18 protein-coding genes and 2 pseudogenes are annotated in these 17886 nt (G+C 35.5%); 10 read left to right on the forward strand and 10 right to left on the reverse strand.

Annotated elements, in window-relative coordinates; all coding sequences use genetic code 11:
- Positions 1–171: 171 nt before the first annotated feature.
- The 3 genes from coaD to relA are packed head-to-tail and all read left to right on the forward strand — an operon-like array spanning position 172 to position 4264.
- Positions 172–660 (forward strand): pantetheine-phosphate adenylyltransferase, encoded by a 489-nt coding sequence (gene coaD, locus GA0061081_RS01400; RefSeq protein ID WP_091346382.1) that lies wholly within the window; start codon positions 172–174, stop codon positions 658–660.
- A 10-nt stretch (positions 661–670) separates the two neighbouring features.
- On the forward strand, positions 671–2008 hold the full coding sequence (gene rlmD, locus GA0061081_RS01405) for a 23S rRNA (uracil(1939)-C(5))-methyltransferase RlmD (protein ID WP_091346384.1): 1338 nt from the start codon (positions 671–673) through the stop codon (positions 2006–2008).
- 3 nt (positions 2009–2011) lie between these two features.
- On the forward strand, positions 2012–4264 hold the full coding sequence (relA, locus tag GA0061081_RS01410; protein WP_091346386.1) for a GTP diphosphokinase: 2253 nt from the start codon (positions 2012–2014) through the stop codon (positions 4262–4264).
- A 68-nt stretch (positions 4265–4332) separates the two neighbouring features.
- Here relA and folA read toward each other — a convergent pair whose 3' ends face one another.
- The 3 genes and pseudogenes from folA to GA0061081_RS11245 form a co-directional block, all read right to left on the reverse strand.
- Complete coding sequence (gene folA, locus GA0061081_RS01415; RefSeq protein ID WP_091346388.1) at positions 4333–4836, reverse strand: type 3 dihydrofolate reductase; 504 nt, start codon at positions 4834–4836, stop codon at positions 4333–4335.
- 22 nt (positions 4837–4858) lie between these two features.
- Positions 4859–5923: an MJ1255/VC2487 family glycosyltransferase gene (locus tag GA0061081_RS01420; RefSeq protein WP_091346390.1), complete on the reverse strand. Its 1065-nt coding sequence runs from the start codon at positions 5921–5923 to the stop codon at positions 4859–4861.
- A gap of 138 nt (positions 5924–6061) precedes the next feature.
- Positions 6062–6199: pseudogene (locus GA0061081_RS11245) on the reverse strand (DeoR/GlpR family DNA-binding transcription regulator); the annotation flags it as partial.
- Positions 6200–6204: 5 nt separating this feature from the next.
- Between GA0061081_RS11245 and GA0061081_RS11250 the strand changes: the two are divergent.
- The 5 genes and pseudogenes from GA0061081_RS11250 to mutT form a co-directional block, all read left to right on the forward strand.
- A pseudogene (locus GA0061081_RS11250) lies at positions 6205–6349 on the forward strand (PTS sugar transporter subunit IIA); the annotation flags it as partial.
- A gap of 202 nt (positions 6350–6551) precedes the next feature.
- Positions 6552–7091: a 6-phospho-3-hexuloisomerase gene (gene hxlB / locus GA0061081_RS01430; protein WP_091346394.1), complete on the forward strand. Its 540-nt coding sequence runs from the start codon at positions 6552–6554 to the stop codon at positions 7089–7091.
- Positions 7092–7305: 214 nt separating this feature from the next.
- Positions 7306–7647 carry a hypothetical protein gene (locus tag GA0061081_RS01435; RefSeq protein ID WP_141683308.1) on the forward strand — a complete coding sequence of 114 codons (342 nt, stop codon included), beginning with the start codon at positions 7306–7308 and terminating at the stop codon, positions 7645–7647.
- 78 nt (positions 7648–7725) lie between these two features.
- On the forward strand, positions 7726–10455 hold the full coding sequence (gene secA / locus GA0061081_RS01440; protein ID WP_091346398.1) for a preprotein translocase subunit SecA: 2730 nt from the start codon (positions 7726–7728) through the stop codon (positions 10453–10455).
- A gap of 117 nt (positions 10456–10572) precedes the next feature.
- Entirely contained in the window at positions 10573–10977 is a 405-nt protein-coding gene (gene mutT / locus GA0061081_RS01445) for an 8-oxo-dGTP diphosphatase MutT (RefSeq protein ID WP_091346400.1), read from the forward strand.
- 623 nt (positions 10978–11600) lie between these two features.
- On the opposite strand, the gene GA0061081_RS01450 is transcribed toward mutT, so the two are convergent.
- Entirely contained in the window at positions 11601–13103 is a 1503-nt protein-coding gene (locus tag GA0061081_RS01450; protein ID WP_141683309.1) for a hypothetical protein, read from the reverse strand.
- Positions 13104–13479: 376 nt separating this feature from the next.
- On the opposite strand from GA0061081_RS01450, the gene GA0061081_RS01460 reads away from it, so the two are divergent.
- Entirely contained in the window at positions 13480–13695 is a 216-nt protein-coding gene (locus tag GA0061081_RS01460) for a DUF4177 domain-containing protein (RefSeq protein WP_091346406.1), read from the forward strand.
- 199 nt (positions 13696–13894) lie between these two features.
- Here GA0061081_RS01460 and GA0061081_RS01465 read toward each other — a convergent pair whose 3' ends face one another.
- The 5 genes from GA0061081_RS01465 to GA0061081_RS01485 are packed head-to-tail and all read right to left on the reverse strand — an operon-like array spanning position 13895 to position 15814.
- Positions 13895–14278, reverse strand: coding sequence for a DMT family transporter (locus GA0061081_RS01465; RefSeq protein WP_091346408.1), 384 nt, complete (start codon positions 14276–14278; stop codon positions 13895–13897).
- Entirely contained in the window at positions 14278–14634 is a 357-nt protein-coding gene (locus tag GA0061081_RS01470; RefSeq protein WP_091346410.1) for a DMT family transporter, read from the reverse strand. Before GA0061081_RS01470 ends, GA0061081_RS01465 begins: the two co-directional genes overlap by 1 nt.
- Complete coding sequence (gene zur / locus GA0061081_RS01475; RefSeq protein WP_091346412.1) at positions 14622–15056, reverse strand: zinc uptake transcriptional repressor Zur; 435 nt, start codon at positions 15054–15056, stop codon at positions 14622–14624. The genes GA0061081_RS01470 and zur overlap by 13 nt, the downstream gene beginning before the upstream one ends.
- 16 nt (positions 15057–15072) lie before the next feature.
- Positions 15073–15351 carry an RnfH family protein gene (locus GA0061081_RS01480; protein WP_202112723.1) on the reverse strand — a complete coding sequence of 93 codons (279 nt, stop codon included), beginning with the start codon at positions 15349–15351 and terminating at the stop codon, positions 15073–15075.
- A complete protein-coding gene (locus GA0061081_RS01485) occupies positions 15344–15814 on the reverse strand; it encodes a type II toxin-antitoxin system RatA family toxin (RefSeq protein WP_209435336.1) in 471 nt (156 codons plus the stop codon). The genes GA0061081_RS01480 and GA0061081_RS01485 overlap by 8 nt, the downstream gene beginning before the upstream one ends.
- 33 nt (positions 15815–15847) lie before the next feature.
- Here GA0061081_RS01485 and smpB point away from each other — a divergent pair, with 33 nt between their 5' ends.
- On the forward strand, positions 15848–16330 hold the full coding sequence (smpB, locus tag GA0061081_RS01490) for an SsrA-binding protein SmpB (protein WP_091346417.1): 483 nt from the start codon (positions 15848–15850) through the stop codon (positions 16328–16330).
- A 124-nt stretch (positions 16331–16454) separates the two neighbouring features.
- Here the strand turns inward: smpB and GA0061081_RS01495 are convergent, their stop codons facing one another.
- A complete protein-coding gene (locus tag GA0061081_RS01495) occupies positions 16455–17777 on the reverse strand; it encodes a glycoside hydrolase family 28 protein (protein WP_091346419.1) in 1323 nt (440 codons plus the stop codon).
- Positions 17778–17886 lie beyond the last annotated feature (109 nt).

Genomic DNA, 17886 nt, shown 5'->3' on the forward strand with positions numbered 1-17886 from the left:
ATTATAAATTAAGTCATTTAACTCACTACGCTATCGTAGATCAATAAAACCTAGTTTTTTATATTTATATAACCAGTATAATTGAACCAAAGAATTTTGTAGCGTTAAACTAACAATCCAAAGAAAAATTAGGTATGATACAGCCATCATACCTAATGGATAATATGAAATATGAAAAGCAAAGCCTTGACAGCTATTTTTCCGGGCACTTTTGATCCCATTACTAATGGTCATATCGATCTTGTTACTCGTGCGTCGTTATTGTTTCCTCGATTAATCGTTGCTATTGCACAAAACCCTAACAAAAAAACACTGTTTACATTAGAAGAGCGCGTCAACTTAGCTTCAACTGCTGTTGAACATCTACTCAATGTTGAAGTTATCGGTTTTAATAATTTAATGGCCAACTTTGCGCAAACGCACAATGCCACTGTTATCGTTCGTGGAGTACGCACCACACATGATTTTGAATATGAAAGGCAACTTGCTGAAATGAATCGTGCGTTAAAATCTGATTTAGACACTATCTTTTTGATGCCATCTATTGCAATGGGTTTTATTTCATCGACAATCGTAAAAGACGTCGCCTATCATGGTGGTGATATTACAAATTTAGTACCACTGCATGTCAAAACAGAATTATTAAAACGCTTAACATAAATAAACGTCTATGGTTAATTTTTATACTCCACAGAAAAAAAAGTACATACCACAAAAATTGACAGTAACAGTCTCATCCTTAGATGCTTTTGGACAAGGCGTTGCCAATCATAAGGGTAAAACAATTTTTGTTAAATCTGCCTTGCCTGATGAAACCGTTGATATTGAACTAACTGAAAATAAAAAAAATTACGCTAAAGCCAAAGTCATTCGATATCATAATCAAAGCAAAGAGCGTGTAAAACCACAATGTGAATACTATGAAAAATGCGGTGGTTGTGAATTACAACATATGGCGCCTCATCTGCAACAACAAGCAAAGTTTGATTCATTAATCAAACTATTACAAAAAGAAACAGGACAACCCTTAGCCAATATTCTTCAACATTCGGCCCAAATTATTGCTGATCAACCTTACCACTATCGTCGAAGAGCAAGACTTTCGATCAATATTGTTAGAGGTGAGTTAGTCATTGGATTTCGCCAAGCCGAATCAAATCAGATAACTAATATTAAGCATTGCCCAGTATTAGTTGTTGAATTAGATTCCTTGCTAGTGCCTTTACAAGACGTACTAAATCGCATAAAACAAAAAAAAGCACTTGGCCATATTGAATTAATTTCAGTTGATAGTGGTATTATTATCGTTTTAAGGCACACCATTCCCTTAAATGATCATGATGTTAAATTGTTAAAAACATTCGCTGAAGATAACAATATTTCACTTTATTTTCACGGAAAAGATTTAGTGCATATTGCCGGTAGCACTGAACATTTTTATTTGCTTAATCATTTAAAATTAACGTTTAGCCCTCTCGATTTTATTCAAGTAAATTGTAAAATTAACCAAAAAATGATAGCGCAAACGCTTGATTGGCTAGCATTAAAGCCAACTGACCAAGTTTTAGATCTCTTTTGTGGCATGGGTAATTTTTCATTACCTATGGCAACATTATGCAAAACTGTAACAGGCGTTGAAGGTATTGATGCACTGGTTGAAAAAGCAAAATTTAACACTATATTAAATAATAATGAGATTTGTGCTGAAACCAATTTTTTAACTAGCAACTTAGACGATAACCAACAATTTTCAATATGGAGCCAATCGCGATTTAATAAAGTACTATTAGATCCAGCAAGAGCTGGTGCGTTAAATGCAACGATAGAAATAGTAAAATTAGCTCCGTCAAAAATCGTTTATATATCGTGTAATCCTGCAACTCTAGCTCGAGATAGCAAACAACTTATCAAAGCTGGATATCAAATTAATAAAGTTGCTATTTTAGATATGTTTCCACAAACCAAACACATTGAATCAATGTTGTTGTTAACGAAATCAGGAACATAAATTATGGTATCGATTAGAGGCGCACACCAACATAGCGAAAAGCATTATTCTCTTACCCAATTTGATGTTGAACAATGGATAAAACAAGAATTATTATTAACCAACCCTGCATCTTATAAAAAATTTAGAGATGTTTTAGATTTTTGTTTTGAAAACAGCGCTGGCGCACCAGAGCAGATCCATTGTTTCCAAAATGCAATAGAAATGGTTGAGATTTTATCGACACTTAATATGGATATTAATAGTTTATGCGCCGCTTTGTTGCTTCCTTTTGTCGATACAAAAATAATTCGTCGAGAAGATATTCCTGAAGATTTCGATCGTGAAATTTCTCATATCATTTCTAGCATTGTCAGAATGAAAGAAATTCGCCAACTACGAGCGATCCGTAACGGCAGTGCCACTACCGAACAAATTGATAGTATTCGTCGCATGTTACTGGCAATGGTCAATGACTTCCGAAGTGTAGTCATTAAATTGGCAGAACGCATTACCTATTTGCGTAATTTAATCAATGCCCCCCAAGAAGAACAAGTACTTGCTGCTAAAGAATGTTTTAATATTTATGCACCTTTAGCCAATCGCTTAGGAATAGGCCAATTAAAATGGGAATTGGAAGATTTTTGCTTCCGCTATCTACATCCTGATGAATACCGCTTTATTGCTAAAAAATTACAAGAAAAGCGATTAGATCGGGAATTATATATCAACCAATTTGTTAGCCATTTGCAAGAGCTAATGGACAAAGATCATGTTCGTGCAGAGGTTTATGGTCGTCCTAAACATATTTACAGCATATGGCGAAAAATGGAACGTAAACACCTTGAGTTTGAAGAGCTATATGATATCCGAGCTGTACGTATTATTAGTGATAGTATTGAAGATTGTTATAATGCATTAGGCATTGTTCACAGCCATTACAAACATATCGCCAAAGAATTTGACGATTATGTTGCTAATCCTAAACCAAATGGTTACCAATCTATCCATACTGTTGTTTATGGACCACAAGATAAAACCATCGAAATTCAAATCCGAACTGAACAAATGCACAATGATGCAGAACTCGGTGTTGCCGCTCATTGGAAGTATAAAGAAGGCAGTACCGACAAAATGACCGCTTACGATCAGCGAATATCTTGGTTGCGCAAATTATTAACATGGCAACAAGAAATGTCCGAAAGTGGCGAAATTCAAGAAGCTGTTCGTAGCCAGATTTTTGATGACCGAGTTTATGTTTTTACACCAAAAGGCGATGTTGTTGATTTACCAGCAGGATCGACGCCTCTTGATTTTGCTTATCATATCCATAGTGATGTTGGGCATCGTTGTATTGGCGCTAAAATAAGCGGGCGAATTGTACCATTTACCTACCATTTAAAAATGGGCGATCAAGTTGAAGTCATTACCCAAAAACAACCAAATCCAAGTCGCGATTGGTTAAATCCTAATACAGGATTTGTTAACAGTAGCCGTGCAAGAGCAAAAATTCAAGCTTGGTTTAAAAAACAAGATCGACATAAAAATATCGCCGCCGGACAACAAATTTTAGAGCACGAGCTGGAATCTTTAAATATTAATATAAAAAGCGTTGAAAAGATCTTAATTAATAAATATAACGCCCATTCGTTTGACGAGGTACTAGCTGGTATTGGGAGTGGTGATGTAAGGATTAATCAATTAGTTAATTTCATAAATGCACAATTTAATAAACCAACAGCAGAAGAAGAAGACGAAGCCGTATTAAAGCAGATTGCCCAAAAATCAAATATACAAACCAAAAATACGAATAAAACCAGCAATAAAAAAGGCTGTGAAATTATTATTGAAGGTGTTGGTAACTTAATGTACACCATTGCAAACTGCTGCCGCCCTATTCCTGGTGATCCCATTACTGGTTTTGTTACCCAAGGACGAGGTATCTCAATTCATCGCTCTGATTGTGAACAATTACAAGAACTTAAAAATCACGCTCCCGAACGAATTACTCATGCTATTTGGAGCAATAGTACCAACTCAAGCTACACCATGGTTGTACAAATTATTGCCAATGATCGAAGTGGTTTATTGCGAGATATTACTACGATTTTGGCTAATGAAAAGGTTAATGTCCTTGGTCTAATTAGTCGCTCTGATATGAAGCAACAGTTAGCGACTATTGAGGTCGATATGGAAATTTTTGATCAGGACTCGTTAAATCGAGTGCTCAACAAAATAAAACAACTACCTGACGTTATTGAAGCTAAACGTTTTTAAGGTTAATTAACGTATTAAATTGCTACTTTTTAATTTTAGTGGCAAATTTAATCAAAAAAAATTAACCTTTATGGTTTTCTCTCTAAAACTTCAAATTGATATAAATAACCATTTTTATCATCGGGTTGATGGCTTTCCTGATGAATGACTTGCCATTGGTCAGACAAATAATCAGGAAAATAAGTATCACCTTGTAGTTCTGCATCTATATGAGTCAAATAAAGCCGATCAACTAAAGGTAACGCCTGTTGATAAATATTACCACCACCAATAATAAACGCTTCATCAACATGCCGCGTTTGAGCTAACAATATAGCTTCCTCGATCGATTGTACCCAACTTACATGCGGAATTGTGTGAGATCCTATTACTGCTTGTCTTGAAATAATAATATTGTGGCGGTTAGGTAATGGGCGCCCAATAGACTCAAATGTTTTTCGTCCCATAATAACAGGTTTATTAATCGTGTTTTTTTTAAACCAAGCTAAATCCGCAGGTAAATGCCAAGGCATTTGGTTATTTAAACCAATAACACGATTATGCGCCATCGCCACAATAATACTTAAAACCATTTTTGTTCCTTTATACATTTATTTATACATAACCTAAAGATTTAATACGGTTATTTACATTTTCAGGAAACACCGTCTGACTCCAAAGTCGTTCACTTAAAGAAAGTAACGACTCTTTTTGACCTGCAACAATCCAATTAGCTAGTGCTGTCGCCACATCAGGATAAATTATTGTTTTTGGAGAAGGTAAATCAAGCCAATACTTAAGTTTGATACAGTTTAAATTTTCCATAACCGTTGCCATATCAAGAGATTGCAGACATTGTGCATTATAAATTTGCTCAAACTGTCCTGAAACAGGCTTAGTCAGAATCTTTTTACCTAGTGCTAAGGCTTCTGAAATTAAGGCAAAACCTGTATTTGAAATAATACCAGAGCAACTAATTAAAGCGTGGGTAAAACTATCCCGTCCAAGCGGTTGCAAAGATACATTGCTATATTTAGAAGGCTGTTTGATATCAGGATGAAAACAAATAAAATCTTGATTCTGAAATTGTTTTAACATAGCAATGATTTCATCTAGGCCTTCAAACGGCAAATAAACCACAACATTACCATCTTCTGTTGGCGTAGTTTGGAATGTATCAACCATTGGTGGTAATAATTTATGCCCAAAATGGAACCAATGTAAACCAATCGGCTTTGTAACAGGTGCATAATATTTCATAATGACATTAGCCATCATTCCATATTCTTTAGGTTTAAGATATTGACACACCGCCTGATTGCTTATCCCTAAGCACTCTCGATGCTGATGATGCGCTGCCCAAGCGCTTACTGGTTCAAAATCACTAATAATGCAATCATACTTTGATAAATCAAGCTCACGTACATCTTTAATTAGCCGAAATGCTCGTATTCGTTGTACAGTCTTACGAAAATTAATTTTACCATTAAGCGTTGCAAAAGAGACTCCTCGATAAGTTTTATAATCTCCAAAAGCTTGCATATCAAAATAGTCTTTAGGGTCTCGTCCACTAAAAATATAATCAACATCAGCACCAGCTATTTTCAGAGCTTTAGCTAATGTTCTACAACGACTGACATGGCCATTACCAGTTCCTTGAACACCAAAGAGAATTTTCATATCTTTATGATTCGTCAATTTAAGTTATGCAAATATAATAGCAGAACAGCTCATTATTATGTCAATTATTTTGTATGACTAAATAAAGTTATTACATTAATCAATTATCATTATTTAACAAATCAATTTAGCCTTAAACTAACACAAAATAACGTGAGTTTGTTTTTCTAATTCAGCAACTTGAATGGGATCTGCCATATCATTAGTAATGAGCGCTGTTATTTCACACCAATCACAAATCTTATATAAACTTTTACGACTGAATTTAGTATAGTTCGACTAAAGGCATTGTATTTAGGCAAATGGAAAATGCTGACTTAATGGTAACTTGCCATTTAATCTTTAATTTGGCGTTATCAACTAGTAATCAACATTTATCGATACTTAGAAAACTATTTACTTTATTTCAGAACGAAACTTTTATTACCCAGTGTCAGCATTTAAGTTGTCAACAAGCCGAAGAATTGATTGCTCAGCAATTAAATACGAAATGAATTTAAATCTTGGTAAAGTTTTATTGGAAAATAAATAACAATAATTTGCTAATAAAAATAAAATGTTAAGTTAACTAATGGCATATTTTTATCTCGGCAATAGTTCAGGCTATTGCCCTTATTAAGGAAAAAAAATGCAATCACAATTAATCATTGACGAATTAAATCGTTTGGTTAAAACATTAACGGAACAAAATATTACGAACTTGATACAAAAAATACAACAACATAATCGTATTTTTGTTTATGGTACAGGGCGATCAGGCCTTATGCTAAAAGCTTTAGCAATGAGGCTTATGCAACTTGGGCTAAATGCCTTTGTCGTAGGCGAAACGACAACACCATCCACAAAACAGGGCGATTTATTAATTGTAGCATCGGCGTCGGGAGAAACAAACACTGTCAATATGATAGCAGAATCTGCACTAAAGCAAGCTATTGATCTTGCTATTATCTGTGCATCACCTAATTCTACACTAGCAAAAATTCAGACTCCTGATATTATTTTGCAATCTGGCAATAAATATTCCACATCACAAATAAGCCAACAACCACTAGGGAGTCTTTTTGAACAAATGTTACTTGTCATCTTTGACACAGTCATTCTTACCATGAGCAATCAACAAAAAGACAGTAATGATGATATGGCACATCGCCATGCAAGTTTAGAATAATGCCTAACTGATTTGATTTAAAGCCACTTATTTTTCAAAAAAAGTGGCATTTACAAAAAAATCAAATAATTATAACCGTACTAGTTTAATGTCCATATTACTTAATATCCCTCTAAAAAGCTTATTTTATTCATATGTAAATTAAAATAATAAAAAATTACCATTTGTAATAATTGTTTTTCATTTGAGTAAAAAATGCTAACATAACACCGTTATGACAATGATCAACTATTGGCAAAAACTCAGCAAACGCTTAATTATTAAAACCGCTTTATCACACTTATTATTAGGTGCAATTGCTGCTGGATTCAGTTTATATCAACAAGAAGCGCTACCTTTAGAAGCTTCTGTCTCGCAAATTGGGATTATTGCAATTTCATCCATTGTACAAGACCACCAAGAAGCAGATCAAAAAAAATCACAAACGATACCGCATTCACAAAAACAATGCATTGCAGCGCTCTTTATCACACCCAACGATATTGAACTTTCATCCAAAGTGATTCGACTATCTCCAGATAATGGCATAAGGGCTGGTCCCAAAGCTACCGCTTAATGCATTTATAACTCAAATAAAACTAATTTTTATATAAGGTTAATTCCTTATATCCGCATTGAAAAGAAGAGAAAAGTTATGTTATTAAAATTATTAACAAAAGTATTTGGTAGCCGTAATGAACGCGTTTTAAAAAGCATGCGCAAGCGAGTTGAAAACATTAATGCACTCGAACCAGCCATGGAAGCATTAACTAATGATGAACTAAAAGCAAAAACCACCGAATTTAAACAAAAAATTGCTGCTGGAACCCAATTAGATGATATATTGGAAGAAGCTTTCGCGGTAGTACGTGAAGCGAGTAAGCGTGTATTTGGCATGCGTCATTTTGATGTACAGTTAATTGGTGGTATGGTACTCAATGAACGTTGTATTGCCGAAATGCGTACCGGTGAAGGTAAAACCTTAACAGCAACATTACCAGCCTACTTAAACGCATTAACCGGTAAAGGCGTGCACATTATTACAGTTAATGATTACTTAGCACAGCGAGATGCTGAAAATAACCGCCCTTTATTTGAATTTTTAGGCTTAACCGTTGGGATCAACCTGCCAAATATGCCCGCACATATAAAACGCGAGGCTTACAATGCTGATATCACCTACGGTACGAATAATGAATATGGCTTCGATTATCTACGCGATAATATGGTATTTAACAAAGATGCCCGAGTACAACGTCCATTGCATTACGCTTTAGTCGACGAAGTCGACTCAATTTTAATTGATGAAGCAAGAACACCACTGATTATTTCAGGTCAAGCCGAAGATAGTTCTGACAGATATATTAGTGTTGATAAGATTATTCCTTATTTAACCAGTCAAGAAAAAGAAGACTCTGATCAATTCCAAGGGGATGGAGACTTCTCCATTGATGAAAAATCACGCCAAGTTAATTTAACTGAACGTGGATTAGTAAAAGTTGAAGAATTACTTATTAAACAAGGCATCATGAAAGGTGATGAATCACTTTACGCACCGAGTAATATCGTATTAATGCATCACGTTAACGCCGCATTGCGAGCTCACCACCTCTTCCATCGTGACGTTGATTATATTGTTAAAGATAATGAAATTATCATCGTTGACGAACATACTGGTAGAACAATGGACGGGCGACGTTGGTCTGATGGTTTACACCAAGCAGTTGAGGCAAAAGAGCACGTTAAAATCCAAAATGAAAACCAAACGCTTGCATCAATCACTTTCCAAAACTATTTCCGTTTATACGAGAAATTAGCAGGCATGACGGGCACAGCCGACACAGAAGCATTTGAATTTAATCAAATTTATGGTTTAGATACGATTGTTATTCCAACTAATCGTCCAATGCAACGAAAAGATCAATCTGACCTTGTCTATATGACCGAAAAAGAAAAGATCAACGCAATTGTGGCGGATGTACAAGAATGTGTAAAACGCGGTCAACCAGTTTTAGTTGGGACAGCATCAATTGAAAAATCAGAGCTTGTTTCGCAAGCATTTAAAAAAGCCGGTATTAAACACAATGTTTTAAACGCCAAATTCCATGCTCAAGAAGCTGAAATTATTGCTAATGCTGGTAGCAAAGGCGCTGTGACTATTGCTACTAATATGGCGGGGCGTGGTACCGATATAATGCTAGGTGGAAACTGGCAAAGCGAAATAGCAAAAATAGAAAACCCAACTCCAGAAGATATCGAAAAAGCAAAACAAGCTTGGCAAGCAAAACACGAAGAAGTGATTGCATTGGGAGGGCTGTACATTTTAGGTACAGAGCGTCATGAATCACGTCGTATCGACAACCAGTTACGTGGTCGTGCAGGTCGTCAAGGTGACCCAGGTGCTTCACGTTTTTACCTATCACTTGAAGATCCATTGATGCGAATCTTCGCCTCTGAACGTGTAGGTAACATGATGCGTAAACTAGGCATGAAAGAAGGTGAAGCTATTGAACATCCATGGGTAACTAAAGCCATTGCCAACGCTCAAAAGAAAGTGGAAAGTCGCAATTTCGATATACGTAAACAACTTCTAGAATATGATGATGTTGCTAACGATCAACGTAAAGTTATTTATCGTGAACGAAACGGCTTACTGGATAATACCGACATAAAAGATACTATTGATTCAATCCGAAACGATGTATTTAATACGCTAATTGACCAATATATCCCACCACAATCAATTGAAGAAATGTGGGATATTCCGGGACTGGAATCGGCGCTAAAAACAGACTTTGACTTAGATTTACCAATAGCAAAATGGTTAGATGAAGAACAAAATCTACATGAAGAAACACTGCGCGAACGTATTTTACAAATGGCACAAGACAGATATTTAGAAAAAGAAAACACTGCTGGTGCTGAAGCATTTAGACACTTTGAAAAAAGTGTCATGCTACAAACACTTGATACGCTTTGGAAAGAACATTTAGCTTCAATGGATTATTTACGTCAGGGTATTCACCTACGTGGTTACGCGCAAAAAGATCCAAAACAAGAATATAAGCGAGAATCATTTAATATGTTTGCCAGCATGTTAGAATCATTAAAATATGATGTTATTGGTATTCTAAGCCGTGTACAAATTCGCTCGCAAGAAGAAGTAGACGAAGCCGAACGCCAACGCCTTGCCGAAATGGAAAAATTAATGGCTAAGCAGCAAGCTAATCATGAATCACTAGCCGGTATGAGTGGTGAAAGTGAAGCGCAGCCAACTGGTGCACCACAACCAATGGTACGCTCACAATCCAAAGTAGGACGCAACGATCCATGTCCTTGTGGTTCAGGTAAAAAATATAAACATTGTCATGGTGCTGTTAATTAAGACAAAAATTTAGTATTATCAAATAAATTGATGTTTAAATCACCGCTTAAAGTCGGTGATTTAATAAAAAGGGAAAGCTTCTACTTTCCCTAAATTTACAGATAAACAGACAGGATTATGAAAAAACATACTGAAATTGCTGTAGGTATTATTCGTTCACAAAATTGTCAAATTTTTATCACCCAACGCGGCGAAGATTCCCATCTTGCCGGTTTTTGGGAGTTTCCGGGTGGGAAAATTGAGAACGGTGAAACCCCATATCAAACCTTACTACGCGAAATTGCCGAAGAAGTCGACATTCACATCCATCAAGCCCAATTCTTAAAAGTCTTTAAACACAGTTATGAAGATCGCGACATCACCATCCATGCTTATTTAGTCGAAGAATGGGATGGCGTTCCTTTTGCTAAAGAAGGACAACCAAGTCGTTGGGTTGACCAAGAAGATCTCAATGCTGACGAATTCCCAGACGCCAATAGGCCAATTATTGAGATGCTAAAGAACTTAGATAAGCAAATTTAATGCTTTTATTTTTATAAAAAAACAAATAAAATCAATATCTTTTCTGACCACTTTTTGCAAGCTAAATAGCTGTTATTAGGGGCTCTATTCATGATTTTATGGGGTTGTTAGCTATCAATATCTTGCCTAGGTGTATAACCGCTTGATTTTACTTGAGAACGTCAAAATAAAAACTTAAATAAAATCAATACCTTTTCTGACCACTTTTTAAGTGGCAACTAGTCCTCTTTTAACAAAAAAGCAACTCACAGAAAAAACACCCAAGGTTATTTGGATTGTATCGTCTCAGAGTCAGATATGCCGACAGCAAAGCAGATTAATACGCCAAACAAATGTTTGGCGTATTATTATTTATCAGGAACAATTTGAACATCATAGCAAAAAGAAAATGGCCTTGAAGAGACAAGCATAAGGATGATACGATTAGCGTAACCGCATACTTACATTACGCAGCCAATGACACCTTCAGCATCGTCTGCCGAGAGGTGCTTTTGGGGCTTTCAGTCATTAAAGCGCAAGGCTGGCAAGCCAGCCCCGCTCGGCTCCGCAACTCAGGGGCTTGTTTCTTTGTTATATTACTCTCTATTGGATTCATAAGCGTCCCCACGCATAAAGATTAAGAACTAAGGCGTTATGCAAACAGCTGGATGTTTGCCGGACTTGTATCTGGCGACGTAACCATTCCTCGTGTTGACATCAAAATAATTGTCAGATATCACATCACTCGTCCAGTAGCCAGTGAAAGGCATGAAGCCAGCATCGGGGTAACTGTTCATATCACCCCACTCAGTGAAAAAGCCTGCACCTATTCGACGCTGAAAATGCTTAGCACCTGACGACGGCGTGGCGCCATCAACTCCTAAACATGGAAAATCCGGACCCACACCACATTTCGCATTGGTTAAATCCTTTATCCTAGGCAGACGATAGCCCAAACTACTACACCATTGTATTTGACCTGGAACTGTATCTATTATATCACTTCGATTGACGAACCACTGCCTCAACTTAAATCCATACTTGACCACCACATTACCTTGACTATCCTTACCCTCTAACTCAAAAACCTGTGGTAAACTAGGTCTACTAAGTGGACTAGGATTATCTGATTGTATTTGAGTGCTATCTGCCCTAGGACCACTTAACTGAACACGAGCGAAAACTTCTCTCATATCAGGGGTTTCATTAGGAATTACCATTGTTACGGTAGCCGTTATGCCACTACGCGTGACTGGAGCCCACTTCAACTTACTTACATCATTCCCACCACCTGCAGCTAAATAAAAATACAACCCATCAGCACCCGTAGTAGGAAAATTAAGTCCATAAGATGAAGAACTTGTTGACTGAACCAAAAAACCCTCATAAGTATTCCATATACCAGCAACGTTAGCCGAAACGCCAAGATATGGCCTTGCATAACAAACTCTAGGCTGATTCAAATTGATATAATACGTCTTTTCCTGAGCATCAAGATAAGAAGCACGAGGCACCCCATACCGTGTTATTAAACTATGCCTTGTACTACTTAATATTACCTCATAAGGACCCTTACATACATCCACTGTATCACTACGATTTACTGTACGACCATACTTATCACGAATATACATAAATATACTTCCGTCCGCTGTTACACCATAAGTACCTTGACCATCCCCATCATCATCCCCCCAATTACCTTGAGCAATTAAGTCTCTAAAACTCATGGTATTTTTCCCCGATGGCACCAACGTGTGTATATCATCAAAAGTACTTATATTCCTTACCAGCATTGGATTTGTTCTACTTGAGGTATCGGATGAAGGGGTGACCCTCGCTCCATCTGGCAACGTGATGGCCAATACATCATTTATTGTCGCCCTAGTTCGTCCCCCATCAAACGTCAAATACGGCGCACTACCCTCAATAGCACTTGTGGTTTTCGCCGATAAAGCCTGCGAATCAAACGAATACGGCAATAACAACAACGCAAAGGCTAACGGTGATGATGATTTCGCTAAGTTCCGTGATGAAAATAAGTATTGCATCTGTTTTTGACGACATAGGTAATTAAGCAAATTTAATATATAGGCTTGGCAAACCTGAGGTTTAATACCAAAAATGATACTGAAACAATTCTTCATAATGTCTTACCTGTCAAGTAGCTTTTGAATTTTATTTTCAATAGTTTTATATTGGTTTTATACTCTATTTGAGTAGTTTTTCTTTCAAAGTATAACTAGTTAAAAACAGATAACCACTTTTTTTTATTAAAGTTTTGTAATGTTTTGTTAGTTTTAGTATTGAAACTTTAGTTGGAAAAACTTTTAGGTGCGTGTAAACAAATATTATACATTAGTTAACAATTGATGGAACAAAAATCGATTAAACGTATCTATTTTTAAACAAACTGATTATTCTCTTGAAAGTAAAAAATTAAAAAGTATATAATGCCGTCCCATTTTTGGAGTGACTTATTATTAAAAATAATGATTTATTAAAAGCTAATGAATTAATTATATGAAAGAATATAAGGTTATTGTTTTTCAAGAAGGAACTTTGTCTTCGTTACTTTTGGGTAACGCTAATGTTAATGAGGTTAAATTTACTGAAGCCTTAAATAAGAATGCAGAACAAGGTTGGCGAGTTGTTACCATGGAAAAAGACATACGTCGCTTATTTTTATTTTGGAAAAGAGAAGCTTATTTAGTGGTACTTGAACGAGAACGAAACTAAATAAAACTGAATTTGCTTATCTATTTTTACATATAATTGTCTAACAAAGTAAAAATAGATAAGGAATGTCTGATAGTTAGATTAGGAATCAATACAGTTTTCACTCTCCCCTAAATAAACTCAACTTAATCCCCATACACAAAGTAATATCGCCTATTTTTTATAATTAAATATAAATTTCAATATAAGAAGCTAAAAACTAGGATGTACGCTGCAATCTTTGCTCGGCCAAGGCAAGGAAAATGATGCCAATAATAATACATAACGCACCTAATAACCGAGTAATGGTAATTTGTTCATTAAAAACAATAACAGATACCAGCATAACTGTAACCACTTGTAAATGAGAAGCCGCAAACGCAGGACCTACTGGTGCTTTTTTTAATAATACCATCCAAGTAATAAAAGCCCCTGTATAGCCCAGCATAACTAAGTAAGCCCAACCATAAGTAAAAATTCGGACTAACCAATCAAAACTAGCTTCAAAAGGCAAGGCTGATAGTGCGGTTAATTTAAAACTAGTTTGCCCAAAGGTGTCAAAAAATAGCAATAAAATAAAACCGATGATATAAAATTTTTTCATTAAGTTAGCCCCACTAATACTACGCCAGTCGTGATAAAAAATATTCCTACGATTCGGAATAAAGTAAGGTGTTCTTTAAATAAGATCCGTCCAGCTAACATCACTGTGATAATATTAAAGGATCCCAATAAAATGCCTGCCGATAATGGCACTTGACTTAAAAATGCCAACCAAAAAATAAACCCAAGAAAGTAAGCACCAAAGCCGATCCAAAGCCAGAAATTTCCAAATAATTTTTGCCAATAGCATAAGCCTTGCTTTTTTGGAGATGTGATCGCCGCATACTTGAACGCAATTTGCCCAACGGTGTCGCAAACAATATTTATTAACCAAAGAACGATAATTAAGGTTGACACTGCTGACAAAGTCCATGTATTTCAAGCACGCTGTGCTTTATTAAAAATTGATTTTGGTGCGCAAGTTGTTTTAGCTGTTCTTCGATTTGCTCAGAGTGTTTTTCAATAATTTGTTGGCATTTATCGCAAATCAATAAAATTGATATATGTTCTGGGTCTTGAAAATGTGGGCAAATAATATAGCTATTCGAAGATTCCACTTTGTGGATAAAGCCTTGCTCAAGTAGAAATTCAAGCGCACGATAAATTGTTGGCGGTTTAGCTTGTGGTTCGCTGACTTTAAGTAGATCAAGAAGATCATACGCACTCATTGCTCTATTAGCCGTTAACATGATGTCTAAGACAGTTCGACGTTGCGTTGTCAGTTTAATACCACGTTTTTTGCATAAAGTTTCAATTTTTTCAATTAGCATATTATGCATTTGGTTTCCTTTGCCTTTAGTGATGATTTTTTTGTGTCGCTTTTTTTCGTCTTATTTCTTTAGGATCATTGATTAAAGGGCGGTATAGTTCAATACGATCACCATTTTTAACCAATTCATTAAGATTACAACGCTTTCCATAAATGCCAATTAAATGCTCATCTAATTTTATTTGGCATATCGTTAAGATATTGGATTTTGTAATTGCTTGCAAGACATTCGTTTGTTCGTCAACATTGCAATCAATGACTGTGGAGTTATTCGGTAACGCATAAACAACTTGAATATTAATCATCTTGATAAATCTGCCTTGCTCGTTTTGAAAACGCATTAACCATACCAGTCATGACTTCTTTAAAAACGGGGGTAAAAGTCATACCTAATAATTTATTTTTGAACTCAAAATTTAAAGTCAAACTAATTTTACTTTTGTTTTCAGCAATTTCAACAAATTGCCATCGCCCCGATAACTGTTTAAATGGACCATCTAAAAGTCTCATATCAATTGAATTAGGTTCATTGATTTGATTTAATGTAGTGAACGATTTTTTAAAACCAAACTTTTCAACCTCAATAAATGCAGCAATAGTATTATCTTGTTTTCTAATAATACCAGTTGCTATACAATCAGGGACAAATTCTGGGTATTTTTCAATATCATTGACTAAAGCAAACATTTGCTCGATTGAATAAGGTTCGATAACTTCGTGAAAAACATGTGCCATAATAATAAAATAAAAAAGTAAAATTAGTAGCATATAATATCACGTAACTCTATAATAACGCACATTATGACTAAGAAAAAATCACACAAGCCAGGTTCGGCAACTATTGCATTAAATAAACGAGCACGCCATGAGTACTTCATTGAAGAAGAAATCGAGGCGGGCTTATCCCTGCAAGGCTGGGAAGTGAAATCACTGCGAGCAGGCAAGGCCAATATTAGTGATAGCTATGTTCTACTCAAAGACGGTGAAGCATGGCTATTTGGGGCAACCATTACACCACTAAATGTCGCCTCGACGCATGTTATTTGCGAACCAATGCGTAATCGCAAGTTACTACTAAATGAGCGAGAGCTCAATTCATTATTTGGTCAAATTAATCGCCAAGGTTATACCGTTGTTGCCCTTTCTTTATATTGGAAGAACGCATGGGCAAAAGTAAAAATTGGTGTTGCCAAAGGGAAGAAAGAATACGACAAACGCACTGATATTAAAGAACGTCAATGGCAAGTTGATAAAGCACGCATTATGAAAAACGCAAATCGATAGCGGCTTTACTTTATACTGTTTTTTCAATGTGGCTAAAAAGCATCTAACTACTAACAACTATTCATATTTTAATTGTTGCTATAAAAAAATAACCGCTACAAAGCGGTTATTTTTGGCGATAATATTAAACCGTAAGACTTACTAATTTACCATCTTGTTTGACAAATGATTGATTAACATAAACGTTCGTACTGTTTCTAATATTCAGTGGTTCGCTAACGATATTATCAATAATTACATTGTTAAATAAAATGCTATCTGCGTTTTCAATAAAAAATCCTTTTCCTGCTTCAGGTTTGACATCTTTAAACATGTCAACTTCCCCCGCTTGAGCATTAACTTGCATTGATATCCGGATATTATCAAACGAAATATTAGATATTGGTGATTCAGGAATACCATATAAAAATCCGGCATAAGCTCGGACATTTTTCGCAATAATATTAGAAAAACTGATATTATTACATGCTGGTGTTGATTCATTAACTTGTAATGCCTCTTTATTCCAAACAATAGGATCATTACCTTTAGGCCCACAATAGTAATAGTAGTTCATGACAAATGCTGACAGTACTTCGTCCATAACAATATTGCTAAAAGTAATATCCGAAATTATTCCACCTCGACCCCGGCGAGTTTTAAATCTAACTCCACGATCGGTTTTTTGAAACACACAATTAGTAATAGTCACATTCCTAATACAGCCACTCATTTCACTACCTAACACTACGGCTCCGTGACCATGAATCATATTACAATTAGTAATTAAAATGTTTTCACAAGGGCTTTTTTCAGCTGTTTCTTCTGTACCTGCTTTAATCGCAATACAATCATCCCCCACGTCAATATAACAATTTGATATTCTAACATTACGACAAGATTCTGGGTTAATTCCATCTGTATTTGGTGAGTCAGCAGGATTTAAAATCGATACATTATCTATAACCACATTATTTGATTCCATTGGATGTACCGTCCAGCTTGGTGATTGAGTTAAAAATAGTTTTTCAATAGTTACTCGTTCACAAAAATCAAATCCAATCAGATAAGGTCTTGGATATTTAAGGCTACTACGCTCATTACGGAAAATATGCCACCATTTTTGACCATTACCATCGATTGTACCGCCACCAGTGATAATCACATTTTCAATATTTTTTCCATATATACATGGCATGTATATATCTTGTTTTACGCCTTCCCAACGCGAATTAACAATAGGATAATCATTTGAATTATTAGAAAATAGTAAAGTTGCACCTTGCTCAATAACAAAAGTTAAATTGCTACAGAATTGAATTGCCCCTGTATAATAAATGCCTGAAGGAACAACGACTGTTCCTCCACCTAACTTTTTAATATGCTGTATTGCTTTTTCAAAAGCAATGGTATTCATTGATTTCCCATCACCAATAGCGCCAAAATCTATTACTGATACTGTTGTCATTATTTTTCCTTACTGTTTTATAAACGGTAATTAAATAATTTTTATTTACCGTTTATTAATTAACGAATAAATAACAGAATTTGCAATAATTAATCCTGATAATTTATTT

The organism is Gilliamella bombicola (assembly GCF_900094945.1).
GTDB classification, from domain to species: domain Bacteria; phylum Pseudomonadota; class Gammaproteobacteria; order Enterobacterales; family Orbaceae; genus Gilliamella; species Gilliamella bombicola.

Excerpts from the sequence above, each read along its gene's own strand:
- GA0061081_RS01465 (WP_091346408.1), bottom strand. The coding sequence starts at position 14,278 with ATGAAAAAATTTTATATCATCGGTTTTATTTTATTGCTATTTTTTGAC.
- coaD (WP_091346382.1), top strand. The coding sequence starts at position 172 with ATGAAAAGCAAAGCCTTGACAGCTATTTTTCCGGGCACTTTTGATCCC.
- GA0061081_RS01480 (WP_202112723.1), bottom strand. The coding sequence starts at position 15,351 with ATGATTAATATTCAAGTTGTTTATGCGTTACCGAATAACTCCACAGTC.
- GA0061081_RS01435 (WP_141683308.1), top strand. The coding sequence starts at position 7,306 with ATGACAATGATCAACTATTGGCAAAAACTCAGCAAACGCTTAATTATT.
- GA0061081_RS01460 (WP_091346406.1), top strand. The coding sequence starts at position 13,480 with ATGAAAGAATATAAGGTTATTGTTTTTCAAGAAGGAACTTTGTCTTCG.
- GA0061081_RS01450 (WP_141683309.1), bottom strand. The coding sequence starts at position 13,103 with ATGAAGAATTGTTTCAGTATCATTTTTGGTATTAAACCTCAGGTTTGC.
- GA0061081_RS01485 (WP_209435336.1), bottom strand. The coding sequence starts at position 15,814 with ATGCTACTAATTTTACTTTTTTATTTTATTATTATGGCACATGTTTTT.
- rlmD (WP_091346384.1), top strand. The coding sequence starts at position 671 with ATGGTTAATTTTTATACTCCACAGAAAAAAAAGTACATACCACAAAAA.
- hxlB (WP_091346394.1), top strand. The coding sequence starts at position 6,552 with ATGCAATCACAATTAATCATTGACGAATTAAATCGTTTGGTTAAAACA.
- smpB (WP_091346417.1), top strand. The coding sequence starts at position 15,848 with ATGACTAAGAAAAAATCACACAAGCCAGGTTCGGCAACTATTGCATTA.
- zur (WP_091346412.1), bottom strand. The coding sequence starts at position 15,056 with ATGCATAATATGCTAATTGAAAAAATTGAAACTTTATGCAAAAAACGT.
- relA (WP_091346386.1), top strand. The coding sequence starts at position 2,012 with ATGGTATCGATTAGAGGCGCACACCAACATAGCGAAAAGCATTATTCT.
- folA (WP_091346388.1), bottom strand. The coding sequence starts at position 4,836 with ATGGTTTTAAGTATTATTGTGGCGATGGCGCATAATCGTGTTATTGGT.
- secA (WP_091346398.1), top strand. The coding sequence starts at position 7,726 with ATGTTATTAAAATTATTAACAAAAGTATTTGGTAGCCGTAATGAACGC.
- mutT (WP_091346400.1), top strand. The coding sequence starts at position 10,573 with ATGAAAAAACATACTGAAATTGCTGTAGGTATTATTCGTTCACAAAAT.
- GA0061081_RS01420 (WP_091346390.1), bottom strand. The coding sequence starts at position 5,923 with ATGAAAATTCTCTTTGGTGTTCAAGGAACTGGTAATGGCCATGTCAGT.
- GA0061081_RS01495 (WP_091346419.1), bottom strand. The coding sequence starts at position 17,777 with ATGACAACAGTATCAGTAATAGATTTTGGCGCTATTGGTGATGGGAAA.